3 protein-coding genes and 2 pseudogenes are annotated in these 4,101 nt (G+C 74.6%); 1 reads left to right on the top strand and 4 read right to left on the bottom strand.

From position 1 onward, the window contains the following. Window positions 1-375 (top strand): annotated as a pseudogene (locus JNW89_RS29635) (zinc finger domain-containing protein); the annotation flags it as partial. A 7-nt stretch (window positions 376-382) separates the two neighbouring features. On the opposite strand, the gene JNW89_RS29630 reads toward JNW89_RS29635, so the two are convergent. The 4 genes and pseudogenes from JNW89_RS29630 to JNW89_RS29615 all read right to left on the bottom strand — a co-directional run. Continuing rightward, window positions 383-1,249, bottom strand: a complete 867-nt coding sequence (locus JNW89_RS29630) for an aminoglycoside phosphotransferase family protein (RefSeq protein ID WP_238451597.1) — start codon at window positions 1,247-1,249, stop codon at window positions 383-385. Window positions 1,250-1,366: 117 nt separating this feature from the next. Beyond that, entirely contained in the window at window positions 1,367-2,440 is a 1,074-nt protein-coding gene (locus JNW89_RS29625; protein WP_238451596.1) for a CapA family protein, read from the bottom strand. 70 nt (window positions 2,441-2,510) lie between these two features. After that, window positions 2,511-3,881, bottom strand: coding sequence for an FAD-dependent oxidoreductase (locus JNW89_RS29620; protein WP_238451595.1), 1,371 nt, complete (start codon window positions 3,879-3,881; stop codon window positions 2,511-2,513). 24 nt (window positions 3,882-3,905) lie between these two features. Then, a pseudogene (locus JNW89_RS29615) lies at window positions 3,906-4,101 on the bottom strand (carboxylate--amine ligase); the annotation flags it as partial.

Below are 4,101 nucleotides of genomic sequence, written 5' to 3'. Positions count from 1 at the left end.
CCCCGCTCGCCGCGCTGCTGCTGGACCAGTCAGTGGTGGCCGGCACCGGGCTGATCTTCGTCACCGAGGCGCTGTTCCGGGCGGGGCTGCCGCCGACGCTGCCCGGCCGGGAGCTGACCCCGGCGACTGGGACGCGCTCTGGGCCGACCTGGTCGAGCTGATGACGCTGGCCGTCGACCGCGGCCGGATCGACACCGTCCGCGACGCCCACCTGCCGGAGGCGATGGGCGCCCGGCCCGCGTCGACCGGCACGGCGGCGAGGTGTACGTCTACCGCCGCCCCGGCGACCCCTGCCACGTCTGCGCGACGCCGGTGCGTCGGGGCGTGCTGGCCGGCCGCAACCTCTACTGGTGCGCCACCTGCCAGGCCGGCTGACCCCGGCTCAGTCGCCGTCGACGAGCCAGCGGACCGACTCGACCTGATTGGGGAAGACGACCTCCCCGTCGGTGCTCCAGGCCAGCGTCTGCGCGATCGCCCAGCCCCGGACCCGGTCCCGGTCCAGCTCCAGCGCGCCGGTGAGCCGGTCGAGCCGCCGTCGCAGCGCCGCCGGCGAGTGACCCAGCTCGGGGCCGCGCACGATCGGCACCGCCCCGAACTCCCGCTCGCCGACCAGCGGCTTCGGGTCGATCACCAGCCACGGCTCACGGGTCGCGCGCAGCACGTTGCCGGCGTGCAGGTCCTGGTTGACCAGCACCTGTTCGCCCTGGTCGTCGACGAGGTCGGCGAGCCGGCCGAGCGCGGCGTCGAGCAGCCGCCGCTCGTACGGCCGGCCGGCCCGCTCCCAGTTCACCGGCAGCCGCGCGCGCCAGCCGGCGGCCTCCTCGGCGAGCGTGGTGAACGGCCCGTCGGTCGGTTGCGACAGTCGGGGCAGCAGCCCGGCGACGACGTCCAGCGCCTCGTCGGGCGGCAGCTCGTGCACCGGCGAGCCGGGCAGGCACCGCTCGACCAGCAGCGCCCGCCGCCGCGGGTCGTGCGCGAGCAGGCGTACCGCGCCGTCGCCGGCCCAGTGCACGAGCGCGTCGGCCTCGCGGCGGCTGTCCTCGTCCGGGTACTGGAGCTTGAGCACCGCCGGGGTGCCGTCGGGCAGCGTGGCGGGCATCGCCAGGGAGGCGAACGCGTACGGGAACGGCGGTCCGAGCCGCAGCGACCAGCGCTCGGCGCACTCGTCCCGCCACCGGGGCAGCGTCGCCAGCCAGGCCCGCCCGACCGGGGTGCGGCGTACCCAGGACAACCGCTCCGGAATCTCCACCCGGCCATCCTCGACGGACCCGCGTCGTCCCGCACAACCCGTTCCGGCTTGCTGCCCTCGGTAGGCGCGCTCGCCGGGACGCGCCGCCGCTCCCTGCTCAGAGCTGATCGCTGATCGTCAGCGCCGCTGTCGGGTGGGGGCCGCGGCGAGTCCCGTGCAGGCGTGCAGGCTCGCGTACTTCCGCGAAATTCGAGCCGCGTCCTCCCCGCCTGCGAGCTCGGGTTGGCCGGTGCGCCGCGAGATCGTCGCCGGCACCAGTTCCGTCCTCACGATCGCCGAACCGTGGAGGGTCACGCGCAGCACGCCCGTGTCGTTGCTGTACGCGTCGTCCCGCCACCACAGGAAGTTGCCGAGCCCGTACTGGACGAAGGTCTTGCCGATCCAGCCGTCGCCGAGCAGCAGGTGGGCGTGGGTGCCGACGACGATGTCGGCCCCTGCCGTGGCCAGCTCACCGGCGAACGTGCGTGCCTCGGCGGGTGGGCACTCCTCGCCTTCCTGGCCCCAGTGGACGTAGACGACGACCACCTCGGCCCGCTGCCGGGCGGCCTGCACGGCCGCGACCGCGCGGGGCAGGTCCCACGTCATCGCGATGCCGGCCCGGGTGTCGGTGGCCTTCCACGCCGACCACAGCTCGGAGACCTGGCTGAAGCCGAGGAACGCGATTGTCGTACCGCGTATCTCGGTGATCCACGGTGCGTACGCCGCCGCCGCGTCGACGCCCGCTCCGACGGTCGGCACTCCGGCCGCCCTGGCGGCGTCCACGGTGTCCGCCAGCCCCACCCGCCCGTAGTCCAGCGCATGATTGTTCGCGATCGACGCGACGTCTATCCCGGCCGCCTTCACCGCGTCATACGTGCTCGCCGGCGCCCGGAAATGAAACTCCTTTGGCTCCGGGGTTCCGCGCGTGGTGACCGCGGTTTCCAGGTTGGCCATCGCGAGGTCCGCAGCGGACAGCGCCGACGAGATCGGCCCGAACGCGGTCGCCGGATCCTCCAGCAAGCCAGCCGTACGGTCGGCGAAGTGCACGTCGCCCGCGAAGGCCAACGTGATCTCGGCGGGCTCGGTCGGCGCCGGGGACACCGCCACCGGGGCGGAGCGGGCGGGCTCACCGGCCGGCGGGGTCGGCGCGGTATCGCAGGCGGCCAGCGTCAGGGTCGCCGCCAGCGCGACGAGGCATCGTGCCCGGTTCACCTCGGCAGCGTACGGCGTACCGGCCGGCACTGGGCCGACTTGGCGGACGTTCCCCCTGGTAGGGGGCGGGTCAGCCGGCCAACCTGTCGACCGCCTTGCGGGCGGCGATCAGCACCGGGTCCCACACCGGGGCGTACGGCGGGGCGTAGCCGAGATCCAACGCCGTCATGTCGTCCACGGTCATGCCGTTCCAGAGCGCCACGGCCAGCGCGTCGATCCGCTTGGCCGCCTCGGAGCGGCCGACGATCTGGGCGCCGAGCAGCCGCCCGGTGGGACGCTCGGCGATCAGCTTGACGGTCATCGGGCGGGTCCCGGGGTAGTAGCCGGCCCGGCTGGTCGACTCGGCCCGCACCGTGACGAACTCGAAGCCGGCCGACGCGGCTTCCCGCTCCCGCAGCCCGGTACGCCCCACCTCCAGGTCGCAGACCTTGGTCACGGCGGTGCCGATGACGCCGGGGAAGGTGGCGTACCCGCCGCCGATGTTGATCCCGACGACCCGGCCCTGCTTGTTGGCGTGCGTGCCGAGCGGGACGTGCACGGCCATCCCGCTGACCCGGTGCAGCGTCTCCACACAGTCGCCGGCCGCCCAGACGTCGGGCATCCCCGGCACCCGCATCCGTCGGTCGACGCGGACCCCGCCGGTGGTGCCCACCGGCAGGCCGGCGGCCGCGGCGAGCGCGGTGTTGGGGCGTACCCCGAGGCCGAGGACCACGACGTCGGTCGGCAGCGAACCGGCGTCGGTGACCACCGCGACGACCCGGCCGTCGCGGTCCTCGATCCCGGTCACCCGGACGCCGGTGCGGATCTCGATGCCGAGGCCGCGCATCGCCGTGGCGACCAGGGCGGCCATGTCCGGGTCGACGGTGGACATCGGCTGCTCGCCCTGCTCCACCAGGGTGACCGAGAGGCCCCGCTGGACCAGCGCCTCGGCCATCTCCACCCCGATGTAGCCGCCGCCGACCACCACCGCCCGGCGTGGCTTCGGCTCGGTGTCCAGCCAGTCGCGCACCGCCGCGCCGTCGTCGAGGGTCTGCACCCCGAAGACCCCGCCCACCTCGTCGCGGGCCCAGTCGGGCTTCGTCGGCACCGCGCCGGTGGCGTACACCAGGGTGTCGAACTGCTCGCGGACCTCGCCGCCGCGGTCCAGGTCGCGGGCGACGACCTCGCGGCGCTCCAGGTCGATGCCGGTGACCTCGGTGCGGGTCCGCACGTCGATCTGGTGCTCCTCGCGGAAGGTCGCCGGGGAGCGGACGATCAGGTCGCCGCGGTCCTCGACTGTCCCACTGATCCAGTACGGGATGCCGCACGCCGAGTACGACGTGAAGTGCCCCCGCTCGAACGCGAGGATCTCCAGGTCGTCGCGGTGGCGACGGCGGCGGGCCTGGGACGCCGCCGCCATGCCCGCGGCGTCCCCGCCGATGACGATCAGCCGTTGTGCCACGGTGACCAGTCTCCCACGCAGGGATCAGCCGCGGGTCTGTCGCGCCACGTCCGCCACCACGTCCTCCAGCCGGCCGGTCCGCTCGAAGACGGCCCGTTGCCGGGCGGCGCCGCTGCCGTGCCGGCGCAGCCCGCCCAGCAGGCCGGTCACCTCGGCGAGGTCGCCGTGGCTCTCCAGCGCGGGGCGCACCCGCTCGACCAGGGCGTCCAGCAGCTCCCAG

The organism is Micromonospora sp. 4G55 (assembly GCF_016803375.1).
The sequence above is the reverse complement of the archived record's forward strand: the minus strand, read 5'-3'. Positions and strand labels throughout refer to the sequence as shown.